Source organism: Aeromonas sp. QDB11, from assembly GCF_027705265.1.
Taxonomy (GTDB): domain Bacteria; phylum Pseudomonadota; class Gammaproteobacteria; order Enterobacterales; family Aeromonadaceae; genus Aeromonas; species Aeromonas allosaccharophila.
In genome coordinates this window covers 1-22,239 of record NZ_JAPDBM010000072.1, presented here as the reverse complement: position 1 = coordinate 22,239, position 22,239 = coordinate 1, and the positions used below count along the sequence as shown (strand labels likewise).

General features: G+C 61.4%; 15 protein-coding genes. 10 read left to right on the top strand and 5 right to left on the bottom strand.

Translation table 11 applies throughout. From position 1 onward, the window contains the following. The first annotated feature begins 639 nt into the window (after positions 1–639). Positions 640–2,592 (top strand): ligand-gated channel protein, encoded by a 1,953-nt coding sequence (locus OKC40_RS18955; protein WP_234605325.1) that lies wholly within the window; start codon positions 640–642, stop codon positions 2,590–2,592. Between the two features lie 67 nt (positions 2,593–2,659). Here the strand turns inward: OKC40_RS18955 and OKC40_RS18950 are convergent, their stop codons facing one another. The 3 genes from OKC40_RS18950 to OKC40_RS18940 all read right to left on the bottom strand — a co-directional run bounded on the left by OKC40_RS18950 (position 2,660) and on the right by OKC40_RS18940 (position 6,306). After that, a complete protein-coding gene (locus tag OKC40_RS18950; RefSeq protein WP_270796596.1) occupies positions 2,660–4,048 on the bottom strand; it encodes a transporter substrate-binding domain-containing diguanylate cyclase in 1,389 nt (462 codons plus the stop codon). A gap of 140 nt (positions 4,049–4,188) precedes the next feature. After that, positions 4,189–5,550, bottom strand: a complete 1,362-nt coding sequence (locus tag OKC40_RS18945) for an ATP-binding protein (RefSeq protein ID WP_270796597.1) — start codon at positions 5,548–5,550, stop codon at positions 4,189–4,191. Positions 5,551–5,583: 33 nt separating this feature from the next. Next, positions 5,584–6,306, bottom strand: a complete 723-nt coding sequence (locus OKC40_RS18940; RefSeq protein WP_005336534.1) for a response regulator — start codon at positions 6,304–6,306, stop codon at positions 5,584–5,586. Positions 6,307–6,505: 199 nt separating this feature from the next. Here OKC40_RS18940 and OKC40_RS18935 point away from each other — a divergent pair, with 199 nt between their 5' ends. Both OKC40_RS18935 and OKC40_RS18930 read left to right on the top strand, forming a co-directional pair. Further along, complete coding sequence (locus OKC40_RS18935) at positions 6,506–6,856, top strand: hypothetical protein (RefSeq protein ID WP_270796595.1); 351 nt, start codon at positions 6,506–6,508, stop codon at positions 6,854–6,856. Between the two features lie 204 nt (positions 6,857–7,060). Then, the gene (locus OKC40_RS18930; RefSeq protein ID WP_234605331.1) at positions 7,061–9,055 is read left to right on the top strand and encodes a methyl-accepting chemotaxis protein; all 1,995 of its coding nucleotides are present in this window, start codon (positions 7,061–7,063) and stop codon (positions 9,053–9,055) included. Between the two features lie 94 nt (positions 9,056–9,149). On the opposite strand, the gene OKC40_RS18925 is transcribed toward OKC40_RS18930, so the two are convergent. Together OKC40_RS18925 and OKC40_RS18920 are read right to left on the bottom strand one after the other, a co-directional pair. Continuing rightward, positions 9,150–9,569, bottom strand: a complete 420-nt coding sequence (locus OKC40_RS18925) for a hypothetical protein (RefSeq protein ID WP_042059741.1) — start codon at positions 9,567–9,569, stop codon at positions 9,150–9,152. A 99-nt stretch (positions 9,570–9,668) separates the two neighbouring features. Further along, the gene (locus OKC40_RS18920) at positions 9,669–10,583 is read right to left on the bottom strand and encodes a LysR family transcriptional regulator (protein ID WP_111806278.1); all 915 of its coding nucleotides are present in this window, start codon (positions 10,581–10,583) and stop codon (positions 9,669–9,671) included. 258 nt (positions 10,584–10,841) lie between these two features. Here OKC40_RS18920 and OKC40_RS18915 point away from each other — a divergent pair, with 258 nt between their 5' ends. The 7 genes from OKC40_RS18915 to OKC40_RS18885 form a co-directional block, all read left to right on the top strand. After that, positions 10,842–11,174 carry a hypothetical protein gene (locus OKC40_RS18915; RefSeq protein ID WP_075111836.1) on the top strand — a complete coding sequence of 111 codons (333 nt, stop codon included), beginning with the start codon at positions 10,842–10,844 and terminating at the stop codon, positions 11,172–11,174. Between the two features lie 30 nt (positions 11,175–11,204). Then, positions 11,205–11,891, top strand: coding sequence for a pirin family protein (locus OKC40_RS18910; protein WP_270796594.1), 687 nt, complete (start codon positions 11,205–11,207; stop codon positions 11,889–11,891). A 38-nt stretch (positions 11,892–11,929) separates the two neighbouring features. Further along, positions 11,930–12,322: a DoxX family protein gene (locus OKC40_RS18905; protein WP_163127856.1), complete on the top strand. Its 393-nt coding sequence runs from the start codon at positions 11,930–11,932 to the stop codon at positions 12,320–12,322. A gap of 260 nt (positions 12,323–12,582) precedes the next feature. Further along, a complete protein-coding gene (recC, locus tag OKC40_RS18900) occupies positions 12,583–15,933 on the top strand; it encodes an exodeoxyribonuclease V subunit gamma (protein ID WP_270796592.1) in 3,351 nt (1,116 codons plus the stop codon). Positions 15,934–15,935: 2 nt separating this feature from the next. Then, positions 15,936–19,544 carry an exodeoxyribonuclease V subunit beta gene (recB, locus tag OKC40_RS18895; RefSeq protein WP_270796590.1) on the top strand — a complete coding sequence of 1,203 codons (3,609 nt, stop codon included), beginning with the start codon at positions 15,936–15,938 and terminating at the stop codon, positions 19,542–19,544. Then, the gene (gene recD, locus OKC40_RS18890) at positions 19,541–21,604 is read left to right on the top strand and encodes an exodeoxyribonuclease V subunit alpha (RefSeq protein WP_270796588.1); all 2,064 of its coding nucleotides are present in this window, start codon (positions 19,541–19,543) and stop codon (positions 21,602–21,604) included. The genes recB and recD overlap by 4 nt, the downstream gene beginning before the upstream one ends. 375 nt (positions 21,605–21,979) lie before the next feature. Further along, a partial coding sequence (locus tag OKC40_RS18885) for a transposase (protein WP_270796586.1) occupies positions 21,980–22,239 on the top strand: 260 nt, incomplete at its 3' end.

Below are 22,239 nucleotides of genomic sequence, written 5' to 3'. Positions count from 1 at the left end.
GAATACCGGCCTGTCACGCCGGGGGTCGCGGGTTCGAGTCCCGTCCGCTCCGCCACTAATTTGAAAGGCCTTCCCGACTGGGAAGGCCTTTTTGCTATGGGCGTTTTTGCCCATTGAGTCTCATTTTTGCACACCAGAGCCCGGCCCCACGACCGGGCTTTGGTGTTTTGAGCCTGTTTGTGAGCTGACGCATCCTGCCACGATGGCAATACCTTCCCCTGTTGGCGTTCTTGCCACGGTTTTCACCTCTGTATCGCAGCACATCCCATGTTGGCCATATTGTTTCACAGCAAGCTGATAGATCTTGATGATTAAATCAGACAATCTGGTAACGGTACGTCATCGCTCCCGCTTGTTTGTGTAATCCCCATGTTGGTTATGGATTTATTCCGTTAAAACAGTCTCTTATCAAGAGATGCTGGTCATGTGGGTCTGTTCTGCAGGGGGCATCGCATATCAGCAAATGATAATGATTGTTGTTTGAATGATCTGAACAAGGTCGTTACAATGCGAACCGATTAATAAAGTGCTTTTCAAATGAGCCTTTACTAATGTTGCTCCTGGCCGGATGCCAGGGCGTTGTAACGAGTGAAGTAAGGGAATACGCCACTTTCCTACTAAAAACGTTCAGGCCAAAACATGACAACAGTGAAACCGAGCAAGCTTGCCTTGCTGATCTGCTCCCTTCTTGCGACCCAAGCCCATGCTGCCGAACAAGAGGTGATGGTCGTCACCGCTTCCGGCTTCCAGCAGAAGATTGAAGACTCTGCCGCCTCCATCTCCGTGATTACCCGTGAGCAGTTGGAGAAGCGGGCATATCGCGATGTGACCGATGCCCTGAAGGATGTACCCGGTGTCGTGGTGACTGGCGGGGGTAGCAGCAGTGATATCAGCATTCGTGGTATGGGGTCGAAATACACCCTGATGCTGGTTGATGGCAAGAAGGTGGATAGCCGTGGCACTCGTCCCAATAGCGACGGTCCGGGTATCGAGCAAGGCTGGTTGCCGCCATTGCAGGCGATCGAGCGCATTGAGGTCGTGCGCGGCCCCATGTCATCCCGTTATGGTTCCGATGCCATGGGCGGCGTGATTAACGTGATTACCCGCAAGACCACCGGTCTGGCCTGGCAGGGGTCGGTTCACGCTGATTCGACCTTCCAGGAGAACAAGGATGCCGGTAACAGCTTCCAGACCGATGCCTATACCGCAGGTTCACTGATTGATGGCGTGTTGGGGCTGCGTTTCAATGGCCAGCTGGCGCATCGTGGCGAAGACAAATTTACCCAGGGCTTTGCCGAGCAGGAGACCCGCAGTGGCACGGCCGTACTCAGCTTCAAGCCTGACGACCATAACCGCTTCGATCTGGAAGCCAGTCGCAGTCTGCAGGATCGGGATCGCACGGCCGGCAATTCGCTGGATGCCAAGGCGAAAGATAGCCTCAACCGCTACGAGCGCACCAACTATGCGCTGACCCATGATGGTCAGTATGAGTTCGGCTCGTCCAGCAGCTATCTGCAGCAGGAGACCAACACCAACCCCGCTCGCAAGATGGATCTTACCAACACCATCGCCGATACCCATACCCAGTTTATTCTGGGGGATCACTACCTGAGTGTCGGTGGTCAGTACCGCTATGAAGATTTGCACGACCAGGGCAATAACTTGAAAGTAGCCAACCCTGCCGAGCAGCTGACCCGCTGGAGCTGGGCGATGTTTGTCGAGGATGAGTGGTCACTCACTGACAGCTTTGCTCTGACCGGTGGCGCCCGCATGGATCGGGATCAGAATTACGGCTCTCACTGGAGCCCGCGCCTCTATGGCGTCTGGCATCTGGATCAGAGCTGGACCCTGAAAGGGGGCGTCTCGACCGGTTATCGCTCCCCTGACTTGCGGATGTCTGCGGCCAACTGGGGTCAGGTCACCGGTGGTGGCAGCCTGGATGGCATGCTGGTCGGCAACCCGGATCTCAAACCCGAGACCAGCGTGAGTGAAGAGATCGGCCTGCTGTGGAACGGTCACCAGGGCTTCAACGCCGGGGTAACCCTGTTCAACACCGACTTCAAGAACAAGATCTCCGAAGTGCGTCGCTGTACTGACAAGCAGCAGCCTGCCTGTACGCTCAATGGTCACAGCTATGACTTCATTAGTGACCGGGTTAACGTCGACAAGGCGAACATGCGCGGGGTCGAGGGGATGATGGATTGGGCCATCAACGAGGATTGGTCGGTCAGCTCCAGCTACACCTTTACCCAGTCCGAGCAGAAGAGTGGCCCGCTGGCAGGTCATGCCCTCAACCAGATGCCCCGCCACATGTTCAACGGCAGCGTAGAGTGGCAGACCACCGAGGATCTCAGCCTCTGGTCACGGGTCAACTTCCGTGGCGAGACTTCCGAGTACCTGAGCCGGGTCAAGATGGCGGAGGGAACCCCATCCTACACCTTCTTTGACATGGGTCTGGTCTACAAGGCCAACAAGCATCTGGATCTGACCGCCGGGGTCTACAACCTGTTCGACAAGACGGTGGATTACAGCAGCTATGGCACTGTGCTGGACGGTCGCCGCTACAACCTTGGCGTGACCTACAACTTCTGATAGGGAACCTGTCATGCGGCCGCCATCTTCTGATGGCGGCCGTTTTTATTGCACGTCCGTCAGGGGGCTATGCCTGATAGGGGGCGGCTTGCCAGGTATTGCGCCCCAGTCCCTTGGCCTGATACATGAGGGCGTCAGCCTGCCGCAGTAGCTGGTCGGCATCAGCCTTTATCGTTGCTTCTACCCAGACCGCCCCGGTGCTGATGGAGAGTGTCACCTCGCCGCTGCTGGTGTGCAGGGTTTGCCGGTTGCTCTCAATGCAAATGCGCTCGGCCCACTGCTCTGTCTCAGCCAGCGTGGCCAGCGGCAGCAGCAGGCAAAACTCCTCGCCGCCGATGCGGGCCAGCAGAGCCTCTTCGGGCAACAGGTTGGTCACAGTGGTGGCCAGCTTTTCCAGCAACAGATCCCCGATGCCATGACCAAAGCGGTCATTGGTCTCCTTGAAGTGATCCACATCGAACAGCAGCAGGGCACAGGGAGTACCGCTTGCCAGCCGTTGCTCCATGGCAGGCATGAATGCCCGTCGATTGAGCAGGCCGGTCAGGGGGTCGGTACTGGCCAGTTTCTCCAGTCTGGCGTTGGCCCGGCTCAGCTCGGCGGTGCGGCTGGCGACTGCGCGGCGCAGTTGCACTATGTAGGCCACAGTGATCAGCACTCCTGCCAGCAGCAGCCAGGGGCCAAGATGGATGGGGTAGATGGTCTCGACATGCATCCATTTTCGGATGATCCGCTCCCGATCACTCTCTTTGATCTTGGCAAACCCCTCTTCCAGCTTGCTTAACAGGGCAAGGTCACCCTTTTTCACCGCAAAGCGGAGCTGGTCGGTATAGAGGTGGCGAACCGGAATAAAGCGGGTGGGATCTTCCGAGGTATAGAGATAGAAATTGGCGACCTGCAGATCGGCGATAAAGGCCTTCAGCTCCCCCTTGAAAACCGCGGCCAGCATGGCGTCATTGTCATCGAAGGTCTGCAGTTTGGTGCTAGGGAAGTAGCGTCTGGCGTAATACTCCTCGTAGCCACCGGCCACCACCCCGACCGTTTCATGGAGCAGGGAGTAGTGCACGTCGGTGCCGCGTAGCTCGCTTGAGAAGAAGAGTTGGGAGTCGAGTTGGGCGAGGGGCTGACCATAGTCGAACAGCTTGTCCCGCTCCGGGGACCAGAGCAGTCCGGCATGAACATCCGCCTGACCCTCATTGAGCTGATCGAGAGATTGCTGCCAGTCGACCAGCCTGAACTCGATCTTCTGGCCGGTTACCCGGGCATATTCACGCCACAGGTCGATCAGCAGGCCATCCGGCTGGCCCGACTCATTGATATAGGAGAAGGGCTGCCAGGCTTTGGAGTTGGTAATGATGATCGGCTCTTCCGGGGCTTTGGCCCAAGCAGGCAGGGCAAGGGCGAGCAGCAGGAGCCCCCATCCGATACTGACTATGACTCCTGTCCTGGAAGAGGCCATCCTTGCTCCAATCCGTTGCCGTATACCGTCACGTGGTCACCGATTATCACCGCCTTTCTCATCGAAGAACAAGCGCTCACATGATGAAGTTTGCATGATGCAAACGGTGCCATGACAAGGCTGGCAGATAGAGTGACTACTTACAGCGGCAGACTGATCCGCGCCTCCAGTCCCCCTTGTGGCCGATTGATCAGGGTGAGCTCGCCGCCGTGCTGATGGACCAGGGTGCGAGCGATGGAGAGCCCCAGCCCCACGCTGCCCGACTCGGTGTTGCGCGCTTCGTCGAGCCGCACGAAGGGTTTGAACACATCCTCCAGTCGTGTCGGGTCGATCCCCGGCCCGTTGTCGCAGACCCGGATCAGCAGCTCTTCCTTGCTGTGTTCCAGCGACACTTCGGCGCTGCCAGCATATTTGATGGCGTTGCCGATCAGGTTCTGCAGCACCCGGCGCAGGGTGTTGGCCCGGCAGGCGTAAACCTCTTTGCCCTCCGCCAGACAGGTGACCGGCTGGCCGGTATCGGCATAGTCATCGCACAGGCTGACCAGCAAGCTGACCAGATCCAGCTCGCGGGTGGCCTCCTGCTGCCCCTCCTCGCGGGCAAAGCTGAGGGTCGCCGCCAGCATCTGCTCCATCTGTTGCAGAGTTTGCTGGATCCGATCCTTGTCCTCGCCATCGGCCAGAAACTCGGTGCGCAGCCGCAGGCTGGTGATGGGGGTGCGCAGATCGTGGGAAATGGCCGCCAGCATCCGGGTTCTGTCCTGCACGAAACGGTCGAGCCGGGTGTGCATCCGGTTGAAGGCCTGAATAGACTCGCGGATCTCGGTCGGTCCTACCTCTTGCAGCGGCTCGATATCCTCGCCCCGTCCCAGCCGTTCGGCATTACCAGCCAGCTGTTGCAGCGGGCGAGTGGCACGACGAAACAGCAGCACCATCAACCCGATCACCAGACTGGCGACCAGCATCAGGTTGAGGGTGGTCTGCCACGACCAACTGCCAGCCTCCTTGTCGACCAGCGAGCTGAATTGCAGCCAGCCCCCCTGCGGCAGTTCGATGGAGCCATAGAGCCGCATATCCCGCGGCGGGGGCGGCCCCTTGCGATCCCGCATCATGCGGGCGTGGTGCTCCCACGCCTTGCTGCGCTGGGAGTTCTCTTTCAACTCGGCACTGATCTCGACGGTAAGGCCGGGGGGATAGTTGAGGCGCGAGCGCACCAACTGCTCGAAGCGGGGGCTGCGGTTGTCCGGTTGCAGTGGCTCGTCAGAGAGGCGCAGCAGCAGGGTCTCGCTGCGGCTTGCCTTGAGGATCTCGTCATAGAGGGATGGGGGAGAGAGGGAGAGCAGCCTGACCACCGAGATGATCCGCTGCATGGCGTTGCGGCTGTTGACGAAGCCGAGCGCTTCTTCCCGATCCGAGCGGTAGATCTGGATGCTGAGCAGCTGGATCAGGATCAACCCCGCCAGCGCCACCAGAATGATCTGGCCAGTCAGTCCCTTGGGCCACATCCGTGCCCACAGTCTTCGCAAGGCGCCCACTGCTTAAACCTGCGTCACGTCGGCGGAGAACATATAGCCGCCACCCCAGATGGTCTTGATCAGCTCCGGGTTCTTGGGATCCCGCTCCAGCTTGCGGCGCAGGCGGCTCACCAGGGTATCGATGGCGCGATCGAAGGCCACCGCCTCGCGGCCACGGGCCAGATCCAGCAGTTGATCCCGGCTCAGCACCCGTTGCGGGCGTTCGAGAAACACCTTGAGCAGATCGAATTCGGCGGTGGAGAGGCTCAGGCCCACCCCATCCTCATCGACCAGCTCCCGGCGATTGACGTCGAGTAGCCAGCGATCGAAGCGCAGATCCCGGGTCAGGGTCTCGGCGGCGGGCTGGGTCTCGGCCTGGGTGCGGCGCATCACCGCCTTGATGCGTGCCAGCAGCTCGCGCGGATTGAAGGGCTTGGCCAGATAGTCGTCAGCCCCCATCTCCAGCCCTATGATGCGGTCGGTCTCTTCCCCCATGGCAGTGAGCATGATGATGGGCAGGTTCGATTTGACCCGCAGTTCGCGGCAGAGGGTCAGGCCATCTTCACCCGGCATCATCAGATCCAGCACCAGCAGGTCGAACTCCCGCTCCTCCAGCAGTCGCTTCATCTCCTTGCCATCCCGGGCGCAGCTGACCCGCAGGCCATGCTGTTCCAGAAAGCGCTTCAAGAGATCGCGGATCTCGCTGTGGTCGTCGACCACCAGAATGTGGGTGTTGCCCTGGTTCATGAATACCTCCCCTGCTTGGCGTTGGCACGAGTATACGAAAATCCGCCCGGTGGTTTGTGTCAAAGTGTGCCAGATCCGCACGATGCCACACTCTGCTACAAAAAAGGGCGATACTGGCAAAGTTCAGACACTTGACGGGTGTTTACTTGAGGGCAAGGCAAGAGCGCCGAACCAGAATCATCCCTACCGGAGATAGACCATGAAAAAGCTGACCAAAACCCTGCTGACCGCCACCCTGATCCTTGGCCTGCCGCTGGGCGCCTATGCCGCCAGTGAAGCTGTCCCCACCGGTCAGCCCGGTGCCATGATGGACTGCCCGATGGATGGCAGTGGTATGAAAGGTGGCAAACACCACGGTGGCCGCCACGACAAGATGGCCCGCATGCAGAACATGACCCCGGAGCAGATCCAGGCCAACCTGCAGCAACGTTATGACCGCATTGAAGATCCGGCCAAGAAAGCGGAGTTCATCAAGAACCTCAACGAGCGTGCCGCTGGCATGACCAAGCACGCCGAAGCGATGAAGCAGTTCGCCGAAGCGAACCAGTAACAGCGCCTGCTGTTGCACACCACAGTGACAAACCGAAGGGTGGCCGAGGCCGCCCTTTTTGTGATCCCATCGATCCATTTTGCTCGAATCGTTATCTTGCTGTCGCTTATGTGAGCGATGGCAAACGCGCCATGAGCGAATTGCAAGATAATGCCCGCTCTTATAACAAGCTGCAGTTAGCAGTGGCCGTCAACAGGAGAGGGTATGGGTTGGGATCTGGGGACAATCAAGGGGCGATATACCGCCGTTTTTCTGGGATTCATGGTGGCGGTCTGTGTGCTGACCGTTATCGGTATCCAGTTATGGGTCAAACCCGAGCTGCAACGGGCGGGTGAGCAGAATCTGGTGCTGCGAGTCAGCGAGATTGCGACCGACATTCGCGATCAGCTCAACGGGGTGCAGAGCCAGTCACGCAGTATCACCCAGCTGGTTGCCCAGCTGCCGAGCGAACAAATCGATGCCGTTCTCCCTGCTCTGATCGATCAATATGGCAATGCCATGGTCTTTGGTGGCGGCATCTGGCCGATGCCGGATCAGCGGGAAGCCGGTCGCATCAAGTTCAGTACCTTCTTTCATCGGGATGGTGCCAACAAGCTGATCCCCAACACCTACTGGAACTCGGCCGAGGCGCCCAACTATTTCGAGCAGCCCTGGCACAGAGCCGGGCAGCAGGCGGCGAAAGGCATGTGTGTCTGGGCGGCGGCTTACAAGGATGGTGCCAGTCAGCAACCGCGAACCAACTGCGCCATGGGGATCTATCGTGACGGTTCCCTCTACGGGGTGTCCACCATCGATGTGACGCTGGGTTTCTTCAATGATCTGGTCGCCAAAAAAGAGCAGGAGATCGGTGGTCAGGTGATGATCGTCGAGGCCGACGGCAAGATCCTCAGCAAGAATGGTCGTTTGAGCGGGGATGTGGTGCTGGGCAACCTCTCATCTCACGGGGACTATCCCTTTGCCAGCGCCATCGCCAGCCTGCTGGGGCCGGGTAATGGCGCCGCGTTGCAGCGCACCACTTTTCAGGATCTGGGTGAAGAGCAGACATTGCTGATGCAGCCCATCGAAGGAACCCCCTGGCTGTTGGCGGCGGCGCTGCCGACCAGCACCCTGACCCACGACAGTCAGGAGGTGCTCAAGACGCTGGCAGCGATCCAGCTACCGCTGGTGGTGCTGCTGTTTGCGCTGATGTTGATGGCCATCAAGCAGCTGGGCAGTCGACTCGACACCCTCAAGCAGAATATCGATGCGCTCTCGGCCGGAGATGCTGACCTGACTGCCCGGATCCGGGTCAAGGGGCACGATGAGCTGGACAATATCGCCCAATCGGTGAACCGCTTTATCGCCTATCTGCAGCAGATGATGTTGCAGGTGACCGAGACCACCGAGCTGATTACCCGTGAATTGGCCCAACTGGATCAGCAGACGGGGCAGGCCAGACGCATTCTCGGTGAGCATGCCGCCGAGACCGATCAGATAGTGACCGCCCTGACCGAGCTCAGCTCCACTGCCGACAGCGTGGCGCACCACGCGAGCGATTCCGCCAGTTTTACCGAGTCGGCCAATGGTCAGGCGATTCAGTCCCGCAAGGTAGTGGGTCAGGCCTCTGCCAGTGTGGCTGCGCTGATCGATGAAGTCGATCTTGCCGCGACCAAGGTATTGGGGATGCAGGAAGATGCCCGCAAGATCAGCAGTGTGCTCAGCGTGATCGGCGATATTGCCGCCCAGACCAACCTGTTGGCACTCAACGCGGCCATCGAGGCGGCGCGGGCCGGTGAGCAGGGGCGTGGTTTTGCCGTGGTGGCCGATGAGGTGCGAGCGCTGGCGGCGAGAACCCAGAATAGCACCGCCGAGGTGGGGAGCATGCTCTCCCGGTTGACGCAGGGGGTGGCCGAAGCCGTGGTGGCCATGGAGCACACCAAGCAGAGCTGTCAGGCGGCGACCGAGAATACCGAGCAGGTGACCGGCGGGCTCGACAAGATGGCGGATGCCGTGGTGCAGATCAACGATCTGGGCACCCAGATTGCGACTGCGGCAGAGGAGCAGAGCCGGGTGACCGAAGAGATCAACCGCAACATGGTCACTATCCGTGACATGGTCAATCTGCTGGTGGATAACGGGCAGAATACCGAACAGAGTTCGGCCACCTTGCTGGAGTCCAATCGCCAGCTGGTGGCACTGGTGCATCGCTTCAAGGTGTAACAAACCGATAATGAAAGAGGGGGAGCCTGATGCTCCCCCTCTTGCTATCTGCGCCGGTGCGGGCGTGTCGCCCTTGTCCACCGGACGAGCGAAGTTAGCCCTGAGCCTTGTCGGTCAGGTCTACTTTCTTGACGGTTTCGCCTTCGAACTTGATAACCACGTTCTTCTTGGTCGCATCGGTATCTTTCAGCAGGGTCTTGGTGGTTTCTGCCAGCAGCGGAGAGGCCTTGTTCAGGGCATCCAGATCATAAGTCCACACTTCCAGGCCAGATTCGGTCTTGGTGGAGGCCGGTGCGCCCAGCTTCTCTTTGATAGCCTGCTTGTTGGAGCCGCCTTCCTTGATATCCAGCGCCTGTTTGATGGCTTCGTTGGATGCGCTGTCCACGGCACCGGATACGGCGGTATTGGCTGCATCTTTTACGCTGCTGGTGACGCTGTCGGTCAGCGAGTCCATCAGGCCAGCATTGGCAAACAGGGGCAGGGTGGTGAGGGCTACCAGCAAAGTCTTTTTCATTTTCTACAGCTTCCATGGGGTAAATGAGGCGGCTATGAAATCAGCAAAGATATTGGGTGTCAAGCGAGGCGCACAATTAACATTTCTGTTAACTGGATCTCATTTTTCACCGACCGCAAACAGTTTCGGGATCTCCCGCACCAGCCAGCTCTTGGCCTTGCCCATGGTGTCCCGCCGCCAGGCCAGCACCACCTGCAACTGATGACGATATTCGGGGCTGATCACCTTGAGTCGTCCGGCCCGGATGTCCTCCTCAATCCAGCTTTGCGGCATGGTGCCGACGCCGATCCCCGCCAGCAGGGCGTCGCGTTTTTCCGCCATGGTGCTGACGGTGAGGCGCGGTTGCTTGTCCAGCAGGCGATAGGTGAGCACCGGTTTGCGCAGGGCTGAATCTGCTACCGCGATGGCGCGGTAGCGACGCAGGGTTTCGTCTGCCAGCGGCTCCGGCTCCTGATGCAGCGGATGATCGGGATGGGCGACGTAGAGCATTACCTCTTCCTTGAGCACCTGATGCTTAATGCCAGTCATCATGATATCGGGGTTGATCGAGGAGATAAGCAGGTCGGCGCGGCCATCTTCCAGACACTCCCAGCTGCCCGCCAGCACCTCGGCCCGCAGCCGCAGTCGGGTATCGGTCTGCTCGGCCAGCTTCTCCACCAAGGGGTAGAGGGCCTGCACCGGGACCAGCGCATCGACGGCGATGGTGATGTCGGTCTCCCAGCCGCGGGCCAGCGCCCGGGTCTCGCCCACCAGATGCTCGGCCGCCTCCAGCAGCACCCGGCCGCGCTCTAGCAGCATGCGGCCCGCCGGGGTGAACTTGGTGCGATGGCCGCTGCGGTCAAACAGCATGGCATCCAGTTCGTCTTCCAGCTTCTGCACCGTATAGCTCAATGCCGAGGGCACCTTGCCCAGCTCGTCGGCCGCCGCCGCGAAGCTGCCACGGCGGTCGATGGCGTCCAGCACCCGTATGGCTTCCAGGGTCAGCGCCCGTTCCTTGTTCGATTCCTTGGCCATTTCATACCTTCAATTTTTTTGAACATGTTTGCCAGTTTATCTCGCTAACAAGTTAGGCCAAGTGTCTTTATTATTCAATCAACGCTTAGGCAGGAACGTCGAGCGGCCAAATATGCGGTAAGTTCCGCACTGTGACACACCAAATCGGTCTGTCTGATGTCGGTGAAAGAACAACACACTATTTGAATAACCTCTTGCATGGATGCATTGATTCTGGCCGAAAAGGCCTTGGCAATGACATATAAAACAAGAGACTGAATGAACATGAAAAACGTAATCAAGATGCTGGCCGTTGCAGGCCTGATGACCACAGGTTTCGCCAACGCTTCCGTACCGGCTGACTTCAACGCCATGCCCGGCGTGCTGTTTGTGAACTGGAATGCCACCGCCGCAATGGATGGCAAAGCCAATCCGATGCTGGAAGTGCGTGACGAGTCTGGCGATCTGCTGGCATCAGTCCACGCCAACCTGACTGGCACCCAGCAGGTGCTGATCCCGAGCCGTACCCAGGGCAACCTGACCGTCAGCCTGGCTGGCCAGAGCAGCGAATACCGTATTCCGTTCGGCATCGGTGGTGGCAACCCCCGCTAAGTCGAACCCCGGATAGATGAGGAGCAGACCATGATGCAATTGAGAGCCGCAGAAGCGCGGGGCAAGGCCAACTTTGGCTGGCTGGACGCGCGCCACAGTTTCTCCTTCGGTCACTACTATGACCCGGAGTGGATGGGACACTCGGTGCTGCGGGTGATCAATCAGGATCTGGTTGCGCCGGGTGGCGGATTCGCCACCCACCCTCACGCCAATATGGAGATCCTCACCTGCGTGCTGCAAGGCACCATAGAGCACAAGGACAGCCTCGGCCATGCCGAGCAGATCCCGGCAGGGGATTTCCAGCTGATGAGCGCAGGCAGCGGGCTCCGCCACAGCGAGTACAACCCTTCGCAGACGGATCCTCTCTCCCTGTTGCAGATCTGGATCGAGCCGAACGAGTTCGGCACGCCACCCGGGTATCAGCAGAAGAAGATCGAGTCCAGACCGGGCATGACGCTGGTGGCGTCACCGGATGGCGAGGATGGATCGCTGCGGATCCGCCAACAGGCCCGCGTATGGCGGCTGGAACTTGCTCCGGGCGAGACGCTCGAATGGGCACTGGCTGGCCGACACGGTTACCTGCAGATGATTTCAGGTACGCTTGCCGCCAACGGTCTGGCTGCCCGACCCGGCGACGGGGTACTCAGTCGTGATGAATACCGGTGGGAGTTGGTCGCAACCAGTGCCACTCAAGCCCTGGTGTTTGACCTGCCCTGATTGGTCAGTGGCGATACGAGATAAATGAGGATAGTGAAATGGACAAGATGAAAGATGTTGCGCTGCTGGCGAGTCGTGTACTGCTGGCGCTGATGTTCGTGATGGCGGGCTGGAGCAAGATCGGCGGTTACGCCGGTACTCAGGGTTATATGGAAGCGATGGGCGTGCCGGGCTTTATGTTGCCGCTGGTGATCCTGCTTGAGCTGGGCGGTGGCCTTGCCATCGTGCTCGGTCTCTTTACCCGCAGCCTCTCCGTGCTGCTTGCCGGTTTCACCCTGATGGCCGCCTTTATTTTCCACTATCAGCCTGCGGAACAGATGCAGATGCTGATGTTTATGAAGAACGTCTCCGTCGCCGGTGGTTTCCTGGCGCTGGCGGCGGCCGGAGCAGGGGCTTTCAGTGTGGATGCCCGCCTCGGTAAAAACTGGTAATGCCCTGAAGATTCAAGTTTTCCAACGCCTTTTGGCCGGTGCAACTGCACCGGCTTTTTTCTGTCTGCGTTTTCTGGTCGGTGAGGCGGCGGCACAAATCTGCGGCGCCCCTCATGATTCCGGCTCTTGCCTGCCACTGGCCGCAAGAGCCTTTTGCATCTTCCCCCCCGATCCCTGACAATTCCCACTCCTGTGAAGTGACGGAAATGGCTCGTTTTTTCCGGCGCTCATCCCCTCTTGTGAATTGGCGGGAGTCGTCCATGTTTACCCTCTACCACTCCAATCAGCTGGATCTGCTCAAGGAGCTGCTGGTCAACCATATCCGGCAGGCTCCTCTCTCTCACCCCTTCGATCGGGAGCAGATCCTGGTACAGAGTCCGGGCATGGCCCAGTGGCTCAAGCTGGAGCTGGCCAAAGCCTTCGGCATCGCCGCCAATATCGACTTTCCGCTGCCCGCCAGCTTTATCTGGGAGATGTTCACCCGGGTGCTGGCGGATGTACCGCGCCAGAGCCCCTACAACAAGGGCTCCATGAGCTGGCAGCTGATGACCATTTTGCCCGCCTTGCTGGAGCGGCCCGCCTTTGCCCCGCTCGCCGCCTATCTGGGTGGTGGAGATGAGGAGGATCCCGCCAGGGATCCCGAGCAGGTACGGCTGTGGCAGCTCTGCCAGAAGGTGGCGGATCTGTTTGACCAGTATCTGGTCTACCGGCCGGACTGGATCGCCCGTTGGGAAGAGGGGGAAGGATTGAGTCAGGAGCTGGCCGGGGTGAGCGGTCAGGATTGGCAGCCCGAGCTGTGGCGCGAGCTGGTGGCCCGCACGTTGGCGCTCTCTCCGAGCGGCTACCATCGCGCCAACCTCTACGAGGAGTTTATCCACGAGCTGGCACGCACCGCCGATCTGCCGGGCAAGCTGCCGCAGCGGGTCTTTGTGTTCGGCATCTCGGCGCTGCCGCCGCGCTATGTGGAGGCGCTGCTGGCCCTCGGCAGCCGACCGGAGGTGGAGGTGCACCTGTTTGTCACCAACCCCTGCCGCTACTACTGGGGGGATCTGCTGGATCGCAAGACCCTGGCGCGTCTCGAGAACAAGCTCAAACCCGGCACCGACATCGAAACCCTGCAGGGCCCCGCCAATCCGCTGCTCGCCTCCATGGGCAAGCTGGGGCGCGACTACCTGCACCAGCTGATGGAGCTGGAGGTGCCACAAATCGAGGCATTCGTCGATATCGACGAGGTGGACGCCAGTGGCAATGTCAGGCTGCTGCGCGCGATCCAGAAGGATGTGCTGGAGCTGGCCGAGCGAGGCGCCGGTCAGTTCGATCTCGACAGCAGCCACCACAAGAGCCCGATCGATCCGGCGGATGGATCCTTGCAGATCCACGCCTGCCACGGCCCGATGCGCGAACTCGAGGTGTTGCACGACCGGCTGCTGGCGCTGTTCGAGCAGGACCCGTCCCTCACCCCGAAAGACGTGGTGGTGATGATGCCGGATGTGAACAGTTACGGCCCCTACATTCAGGCTGTCTTTGGCGCACGGGGGCAGATCCCGTTTGCGGTGTCGGATCGGGCGGCGAGTCAGGAGAGCCCGCTGCTGCAAAGCTTCCTCGCCCTGCTCAGGCTGCCCAACGCCCGCTTGGGGGCGGGGGAGTTGCTCGCCATTCTCGAGGTGCCCGCCGTGCTGCGCCGCTTCGAGCTCGATGACGACGAGTTCAACCAGTTGCGGGTCTGGGTGCAGGAGACCGGCATTCGCTGGGGGCTGGATGATGGCTACCCCGTTCGGTTCGATCTGCCTCCCATGTCCGGCAACAGCTGGCTGTTCGGCCTGCGCCGCATGCTGCTTGGCTTGGCCATGGGGGATGGCGAGCCGGTGGCGGGCATCCTGCCCTACGCCGATATCGAGGGTCAGCAGGGGCTGGCGCTCGGCAAGCTCGCCTGGTTTGTCGACTCGCTGGCCGAATTCTTGCCCCGCCTGCAACAGGCCCAGCCGCTGGCCGAGTGGAACGCCTGCCTGCTGGCGCTGCTGGAGCGCTTCTATCTGGCCGACGAGGATGAAGAGCGTCAGCTCCAGCTGATTCGCAGCCAGCTGGCCGAGTGGCAGACCCGGCTCGGCGAGGCCCGCTTCGAGCAGCCCATCACCGCCGACCTGCTGCAGGATTACCTCGGCAGCGTGCTGGGGGAATCCCGCTCCAGCCAACGCTTCCTCGCCGGTCAGGTCAACTTCTGCACCCTGATGCCGATGCGCTCCATCCCCTTCAAGCAGGTCTGTCTGCTCGGCATGAACGACGGCGTCTACCCGCGCACATTGGCTCCCATGGGGTTCGATCTGATGGCGGTGGCGTCGCGGCGCGGGGATCGCTCCCGCCGCGATGATGACCGCTATCTGTTCCTCGAGGCACTGCTGAGTGCCCAGCAGGGGCTCTACATCAGCTATCAGGGCTTCAGCGCGCAGGACAACAGCGACAAGGTGCCGTCAGTGCTGCTGGCGGAGCTGATCGACTATGTGCGGCAGGGCTTCGTGCTGGCGGGGGATGAGAGCCTCGATGACGAAACCACCGGCAAGCGGCTGCTCAACCACCTGATGGTGGCGCACCCGCTCACCCCCTACAGCCGCAACTACTTCTATCCGGAGCCGGGTTCACGCCTCTTTACCTATGCCGCCGACTGGCTGCCCGCCCTCAATCCGGTGCGCGGCGCGGCCAACTTCCAGAGCGGCGAGCTGCCGCTCCCTCCCGAATGGGGCAAGGAGCAGGGGCTGGAGCTGGCGGAGCTGCTGCGCTTCTATCGCCAGCCCACCAAATATTTCCTTAACCGCCGCCTCAAGGTGTGGTTTGAGCTGAACGAAGCCAACATCGAGGACAGCGAGCCGTTCGAGCTGGATGGCCTGCAACATTATCAGCTGAAAGATCTGCTGCTCGATGCCCATCTGGCGGAAGGAGATAGTACCGAGCGGCGCGAACGGTTGCAGCTCACCGGCCTGCTGCCGCAAGGGTGGTTCGGCAGCCTGCTGCTGGACGATCTGGATGCCGAAATGGGCAAGCTGGCGGATCGGTTACGTCCCTGGGTTGCGGCCAATGAGGCTGAAAAACAGGCGGTGGAGATCGATATCTCCCTCACTCAGGGCCAGCTGCAAGGGTGGATCGACACCCAGAAGGGACGCTTGCTGGTGGTCAAACCCGGCAGCTTCAACGGCAAGGATCTGCTGCTGGGCTGGATCCAGCACCTCTGCCTCTCATTGAGCGGCGCCCCCGGCGACACCCTGCTGTTTGATGCCAAACAGAGTCTGCGGCTGCCCAAGCTCTCGGCTGACGAGGCGCGGCCCAAGCTGGCGGCGCTGGTGGCGTGCTGGGCGCAGGGGATGAAGCGGCCGCTGCCGTTTTTTCCCAACACCGCCTGGGATTGGCTCAAGACGATCGAGAAGGATCCTGACAAGCCGGAGGCGGCCGACAAGGCGGCCCTCACCCGTTTCAACGGCGGCTGGATGATCAATGGGGAGGGGCAAGACCCTTACGTTGCCCGCTGCTTCCCCGAACTCGATGACGAGGTGCTGGGGCAGTTGCAGGCGCTGGCCCGTGAACACCTGACCCCGCTGCTGACCACCATGGAGATGATGTAATTATGGCTAACCCGCTCAATACATTGCGTTTTCCCCTCCATGGTGAACGACTGATCGAAGCCTCTGCCGGTACCGGCAAGACCTACACCATCGCCGGTCTCTACCTGCGCCTGCTGCTGGGCCACGGCCCGCTGATTGAAGAGGGGGCTGATGCCGGTCAGCCGAGCGCCCACGAACGGCCGCTGTCAGTGACCGAAATTCTGGTGGTGACCTTTACCGAAGCGGCCACCGCCGAGCTGCGCGGGCGGATCCGCGGTCGCATCCACGAGGCGCGGCTCGCCTTTATGCGCGGCCACAGCAGTGACACCCTGCTGGCCCAACTGCTGGCTGAGGTGGAGGATCATGAGCTGGCGGCCCGTCGCCTGCTGGCTGCCGAGCGGCAGATGGACGAGGCGGCGGTCTTTACCATCCATGGCTTCTGCCAGCGGATGCTCAAGCAAAACGCCTTCGAGTCGGGCGCCCTCTTCGAGACCGAATTTCTTACCGACGACAGCCAGCTCAGGCTGCAGGCGGTGAGCGACTACTGGCGCGCCGAGTTCTATCCGGTCGACAAGCCCCTCGCCAGCGCGGTGCGCGCACTCTGGCCGAGCCCCGCCGCCCTGCTGCGGGAGATGGGCAGCTGGCTCGACAATAGCGAGCTGGAGATCCACCCCGCGTTGGGGGACGAGACCCTCGCCGCCCGCCATCAGGCGGCCATGAGTCGCATCGCGGCGGTGAAGAGCGAGTGGCTGGCGCAGGCGGACGAGATCCGCCGCCAGACCGACGGCCAGATCAGCCGCTACACCGGCAAGAACTACGAAGGCTGGCTTGCCAAGATAGCCGCCTGGGCGCAGGACGAGAGCAGTGGTTACGCCATTCCCAAGGAGCTGGAGCGCTTCGGCCAGACGGTGTTGGAGGAGAACCTCAAGAAGGGGGGCGCAGTGCCGACCCTGCCACTGTTCAGCCAAATCGATGAACTGCTGGCGAGCCGCCCCGGTATCCGGGATCTGATCCTGCAACGAGCGGCCAAGGTGGTGCGTAGCCGGATGCAGGCGAGCAAGCGGCAGGCTCATCAGCTCTCGTTCGATGACCTGCTGAAAGATCTCGACGGTGCGCTTGGCTCCAGCCTGGGCGAGCGGCTCTGTGAGCGCATTCGCGCCACCTACCGGGTGGCGATGATCGATGAATTTCAGGATACCGACCCCCAGCAGTACCGCATCTTCCATCGTCTTTACGGCGGCCACACAGACACGGCGCTGTTGATGATCGGTGACCCCAAGCAGGCCATCTACGGCTTTCGCGGCGCCGACATCTTTACCTACATTCAGGCGCGGCGAAATGTGAGCGCCCACTACACCCTGGGGCGCAACTGGCGCTCCAGCAGTGCGCTGGTGGGGGCGGTCAACGGCCTGTTCGAGCGGGCGAAAGATCCCTTTATCTACGAGGCGGATATCCCCTTCCTGCCGGTGGAGGCGCAGGGCAAGAGCAAGGCGCTGCTGCTGGGTGGCGCCACCGCCCCCGTGCTCCACTGCTGGCAGCTGAGCGGCCAGCCCACCTTCAATCGGGGGGATTACCAGAGCAAGATGGCCCGCGCCACCGCCGCCGAGATCCACCGTCTGCTGACGCTGGCCCGCGAGGGTAAGGCGCTGATCGGTGACAAGGCGGTGAAGGCCGGGGATATCGCCGTGCTGGTGCGCACCGGTGCCGAGGGCAAGCTGGTGCAGCAGGAGCTGGCGCGCCTCGCCATCGCCTCCGTCTATCTGTCGAACCGCGAGAGCGTGCTGGAACAGGTGGAGGCGCGGGAGATCCTGCTGATTTTGCACGCCTGCCAGAACCCGAGCGAAGAGCGCAGCCTGCGGGCGGCGCTGGCGACCGGCTTGTTTGATCTGGATGCCAGGGCGCTCGATGGGCTGGCCAGCGACGAGCGGGCGTGGGAGAGCGCGGTGCAGGAGTTTATGGAGTACCGCAAGATCTGGCATCGCCGCGGCGTGCTGGCGATGCTGCGGGCCCTGCTACACCGGCGCAATCTCGCTTCTTCCCTGCTGGCGAGTCCCTATGGCGAGCGGCGGCTGACCAACTTCCTCCATCTTGGCGAGCTGCTGCAACAGGTGAGCAGCGAGCTGGACGGCGAATATGCCCTGCTGCGCTGGCTGGGGGAGGCGGTGAGCCGCCCCAACGGGCAGGATGCGGAGCAGGTACTGCGCCTCGAATCCGAGCGCAAACTGGTGCAGATCGTCACCATCCACAAATCCAAGGGGCTGGAGTACCCGCTGGTGTTCCTGCCCTTTATCTGCAGCCACAGAACCGCCGAGACCCCGCTCTATCACGAAGCGGATGAGGCGGGCAATCGCACCATTCTCGATCTGACCGGCGCCGAGGGCTCCCTGGCGGAGGCCGACCGCGAGCGCCTTGCCGAAGATTTGCGGCTGCTCTATGTGGCGCTGACCCGGGGCGTTTACGCCACCTGGCTGGGGTTGGCGCCGGTGCGGGCGGGGGCGGGCAAGTCGGAGAAGACCGACCTGCACCACACCGCCATCGGCTACCTGCTGCAAAAGGGCGAGGAGGGGGATGCGCAAACGCTGGCGACCGCCCTGACCGAGCTGGCACAGGCGCTGCCCGGGGTGGCCGTCGGTGAGCCCTCGCTCACCCGTCCGGCCCCGCTGCCGCCAGAGGAGGAGCAGCTGGGCGAGCCGCAGGTACGCCACTTTAGCGGCTCACTTGAGCGGGACTGGTGGATCAGCTCCTACTCCGGGCTGGCGGCGCAGGGGCACGGTCACAGCAAGGGCGTGCTTGCCAACCCCGGTTTCGATGATGAGGTGGTGACCGAGGCGGCCGCATTGGCTTCCGAGCAACCGGACGAGGCGCCCCAGCCCTCCATCTTCACCTTCCCGAAAGGGGCGCGCCCCGGCACCCTGCTGCACAGCCTGTTCGAGACCATCGATTTTCAGAGCGCCGCTGGCGAGCCGCTGGCAGAACATATCGCCACCCTGCTGGTGCAAGACGGTTTCGACGAGAGCTGGGCCCCCGTGTTGCAACAGCAAGTGGAGGCGGTGCTCGATACCCCGCTCGATACCGGCTTTGGCGAGCCGGTGCGGCTGCGGGACTTGAGTGCCGAGCGCAAGCAAGTGGAGCTGGAGTTCTTCCTGCCCATGGGGCGGGTGACGGCACCGGCGCTGACTGCCCTCTGCCAGCAGCACGACCCGCTGTCCCGGGGCAACAAGCCGCTCAGCTATGCCACCGTGCAGGGGATGCTCAAGGGCTTTATCGACCTGGTGTTCGAGTGGCAGGGGCGCTGGTATCTGCTCGACTACAAATCGAACCACCTCGGCATGAGCCCGGCCGATTACAGTCGTCCGGCGCTGGAGCGGGCGATGGCCGAGCACCGCTACGACCTGCAATACCAGCTCTACTCGCTGGCGCTGCATCGGCTGCTCACTTTGCGCCTGCCGGGCTACGACTTCGAGCAGCACTTTGGCGGCGTTTTCTATCTGTTCCTGCGCGGCATGCCGCAGGGGGGCATTTTCCATACCCGCCCGAGCCGTGAACTGGTGCTGGGGCTGGATAAGTTGTTTCGCGAGGGCAGTGAGCTGCCAGCTGCGGGATCCCAAGCATTGAACGAGGTAGAAGCATGAGCGGCACCATGATCTGCACCGCAGCCAGCGCAATGATGGTTGAACGGTTGAAAGCACTGGCGCTGGCTGGCCGTATCCGCCAGCTGGATCTGCAATTTGCCAAGCTGGTGGCCGACCTTGGCGGCAGCCCCGAGCTGGTGCTGGGGGCGGCGCTCACCTGCTTCGAGCTGGGGCGCGGTCATGTTTGCCTGCCGCTGGAGATGCTCGCTGCCGGATCATTGCGCCCGTTCGGGCTGGATCCCCAGCAGAGCCGGGATCTGCTGCTGGATCTGGCGGATCCTGCCCGCTGGCCCGCCCTGTTTGCGGCAAGTCCCTTGGTTGGCACCGAGCAGGACGAGGGCAGCGCCCCGCGCTGGCCGCTGCGGCTGTGGCACGGGCGGCTCTATCTCACCCGTTACCACGATTTTGAACTGGGGGTGGCCCGCCATCTGCGCGCCCTGAGCGAGCGCGCCGAATGGCCGGAGATCGCTCCCGCCCTGTCGCGGCTGTTTGCCCGCGACTACGGGCTGGTGTTCGCGGCTCTGCTCAAAGCCCGCCTCGCTCCCGACTTCTCGGCCCGCCACTTTATCGAAAAGTATCTGGATCTGGTGTTCCCCAATGAAGTGGATTGGCCCGCCATCGAAGGGCTGCTAGCCAACGCACAGGCGGCGAGCGATTTGAGCAAGCTGGATACGCTGGTGCCCGAGGCGCTTTGTTGCAACGGCCAGAAACTGGCGGCGGCCACCGCGGCGGCGCGCCCCTTTGCGGTGATCTCGGGCGGCCCCGGCACCGGCAAGACCACCACGGTCGCCAAACTGCTCGCCATTCTGGTGGAGACCGGCCTGCAAGCAGGCAAGGCTCCGGCGATCCGGCTGGTGGCCCCCACCGGCAAGGCGGCGGCGCGCCTGACCGAGAGTATCGGTTCTGCCCTGCAGGCCCTCGATCTGCCCCCCGAGTGGGTCGAAGCGATCCCCACCGAAGCGGGCACCTTGCACCGGCTGCTCGGGGTCATTCCGGGGCGCAGCCAGTTCCGCCACCACGCGGGCAACCCGCTGCACCTCGACTTGCTGGTGGTGGATGAGGCCTCCATGGTCGACTTGCCGATGATGGCGCGCCTGCTCGATGCGCTGCCAAGCCACGCCCGCCTGATCCTGCTCGGCGACAAGGATCAGCTCGCCTCGGTGGAGGCGGGGGCCGTGCTCGGCGATATCTGCAGCTTTATCGAACAGGGCATCAGCCCGGCGCAGGCGGATTGGCTCTCCCGCCAGACCGGCTACCGCTTGCAGGGCTCGCCCGCGGGAGCACCGGTGCGTGACAGCCTCTGTTTGCTGGCCAAGAGCTGGCGCTTTGATCAGCATTCGGGCATCGGCCAGCTGGCGCGCGCCTGCAACAGCGGCGATGCCACGGCGGTGGAATCAGTCTGGGGCATGGGCTTTAGCGATATCAGCCTGCACCCCTGGGCCGGGGAGGCCTACGACGCCCTGATTGCTCAGGGGGTGGCCGGTTACGGCAGCTATCTGAAGGCGGCCCGCGCGGGGGAGGATCCCGCCGCCGTGTTCAAGGCATTCAACAGCTTCCAGATCCTCTGTGCCCTGCGCGACGGCCCGTTCGGGGTGTTGGGGCTAAACGAGCGGCTCGAACTGGCCCTGTCTCGGGCCGGGCTGATTGCCCGCGATGGCGACTGGTATGCCGGTCGCCCGGTGATGGTGGTGCGCAACGATCATGGCGTTGGCCTCTACAACGGCGATATGGGGCTCTGCCTGCCCGATGAAAGTGGGCGGCTCAAGGTATGGTTTGAGCAGCCGGATGGCACCCTGCGGGCCCTGCTGCCCAGCCGCCTGCCGCCCCACGAGACGGTCTATGCCATGACCATCCACAAATCCCAGGGCTCCGAGTTTGCCCATACCGTGCTGGTGCTGCCCGACAGCCCCAGCCCACTGTTGACTCGCGAGCTGGTCTATACCGGCATCACCCGCGCCAAGGCGCGGCTCGATCTCTACGGCGATCGCGCCCTGCTGGCACAAGCGGTACGGAAAAAGACCGAGCGTTATTCCGGATTGGCGGAGAGGTTGGGGGAGTGATTGGACGGCGGTAAACGAAATTTACCGCTGTCTGTTGTGCATAGATGTTCGAAAATATTTGATTGCAGAAAGTAATAGGAGATTCAAGTGATTAAAAGTGTATGGGGATTGTATTGGCGGACATATTTATTATTTCTCTTTGCAGCGTTACCCTTATCGTTTGCAAAGATGTATTTTTTGTGTCTGAGTCATGGATAGTATTGAAGTCTTCGGTTTTTTATATAGTTGTAGGTGCTTTGTTATTAGTGCCATTTAATCATCGCAAAGGTCTATTATTTTCTCTCTGGGGTAATCGCTTAGGCCTAGGGAAGGTGCGAACAAGTCTGTGATATGAGATCATAATGTTCATCCGGAGCCGCATTTCCGAGGGCCATCATGAGTCATCAACTCACCTTCGCCGACAGTGAATTCAGTAGTAAGCGTCGTCAGACCAGAAAAGAGATTTTCCTCTCCCGCATGGAGCAGATACTGCCGTGGCAGGATATGACCGCTGTCATCGAGCCGTTTTATCCCAAGGCGGGTAATGGCCGGCGCCCGTATCCGCTGGAAACCATGCTGCGCATTCACTGCATGCAGCATTGGTACAACCTGAGCGATGGCGCGATGGAAGATGCTCTGTACGAAATCGCCTCCAT

What these genes read in the sequence shown, in the direction of transcription:
- OKC40_RS18955 (WP_234605325.1), top strand. Translation starts at nt 640, where the DNA reads ATGACAACAGTGAAACCGAGCAAGCTTGCCTTGCTGATCTGCTCCCTT.
- OKC40_RS18950 (WP_270796596.1), bottom strand. Translation starts at nt 4,048, where the DNA reads ATGGCCTCTTCCAGGACAGGAGTCATAGTCAGTATCGGATGGGGGCTC.
- OKC40_RS18945 (WP_270796597.1), bottom strand. Translation starts at nt 5,550, where the DNA reads ATGTGGCCCAAGGGACTGACTGGCCAGATCATTCTGGTGGCGCTGGCG.
- OKC40_RS18940 (WP_005336534.1), bottom strand. Translation starts at nt 6,306, where the DNA reads ATGAACCAGGGCAACACCCACATTCTGGTGGTCGACGACCACAGCGAG.
- OKC40_RS18935 (WP_270796595.1), top strand. Translation starts at nt 6,506, where the DNA reads ATGAAAAAGCTGACCAAAACCCTGCTGACCGCCACCCTGATCCTTGGC.
- OKC40_RS18930 (WP_234605331.1), top strand. Translation starts at nt 7,061, where the DNA reads ATGGGTTGGGATCTGGGGACAATCAAGGGGCGATATACCGCCGTTTTT.
- OKC40_RS18925 (WP_042059741.1), bottom strand. Translation starts at nt 9,569, where the DNA reads ATGAAAAAGACTTTGCTGGTAGCCCTCACCACCCTGCCCCTGTTTGCC.
- OKC40_RS18920 (WP_111806278.1), bottom strand. Translation starts at nt 10,583, where the DNA reads ATGGCCAAGGAATCGAACAAGGAACGGGCGCTGACCCTGGAAGCCATA.
- OKC40_RS18915 (WP_075111836.1), top strand. Translation starts at nt 10,842, where the DNA reads ATGAACATGAAAAACGTAATCAAGATGCTGGCCGTTGCAGGCCTGATG.
- OKC40_RS18910 (WP_270796594.1), top strand. Translation starts at nt 11,205, where the DNA reads ATGATGCAATTGAGAGCCGCAGAAGCGCGGGGCAAGGCCAACTTTGGC.
- OKC40_RS18905 (WP_163127856.1), top strand. Translation starts at nt 11,930, where the DNA reads ATGGACAAGATGAAAGATGTTGCGCTGCTGGCGAGTCGTGTACTGCTG.
- recC (WP_270796592.1), top strand. Translation starts at nt 12,583, where the DNA reads ATGTTTACCCTCTACCACTCCAATCAGCTGGATCTGCTCAAGGAGCTG.
- recB (WP_270796590.1), top strand. Translation starts at nt 15,936, where the DNA reads ATGGCTAACCCGCTCAATACATTGCGTTTTCCCCTCCATGGTGAACGA.
- recD (WP_270796588.1), top strand. Translation starts at nt 19,541, where the DNA reads ATGAGCGGCACCATGATCTGCACCGCAGCCAGCGCAATGATGGTTGAA.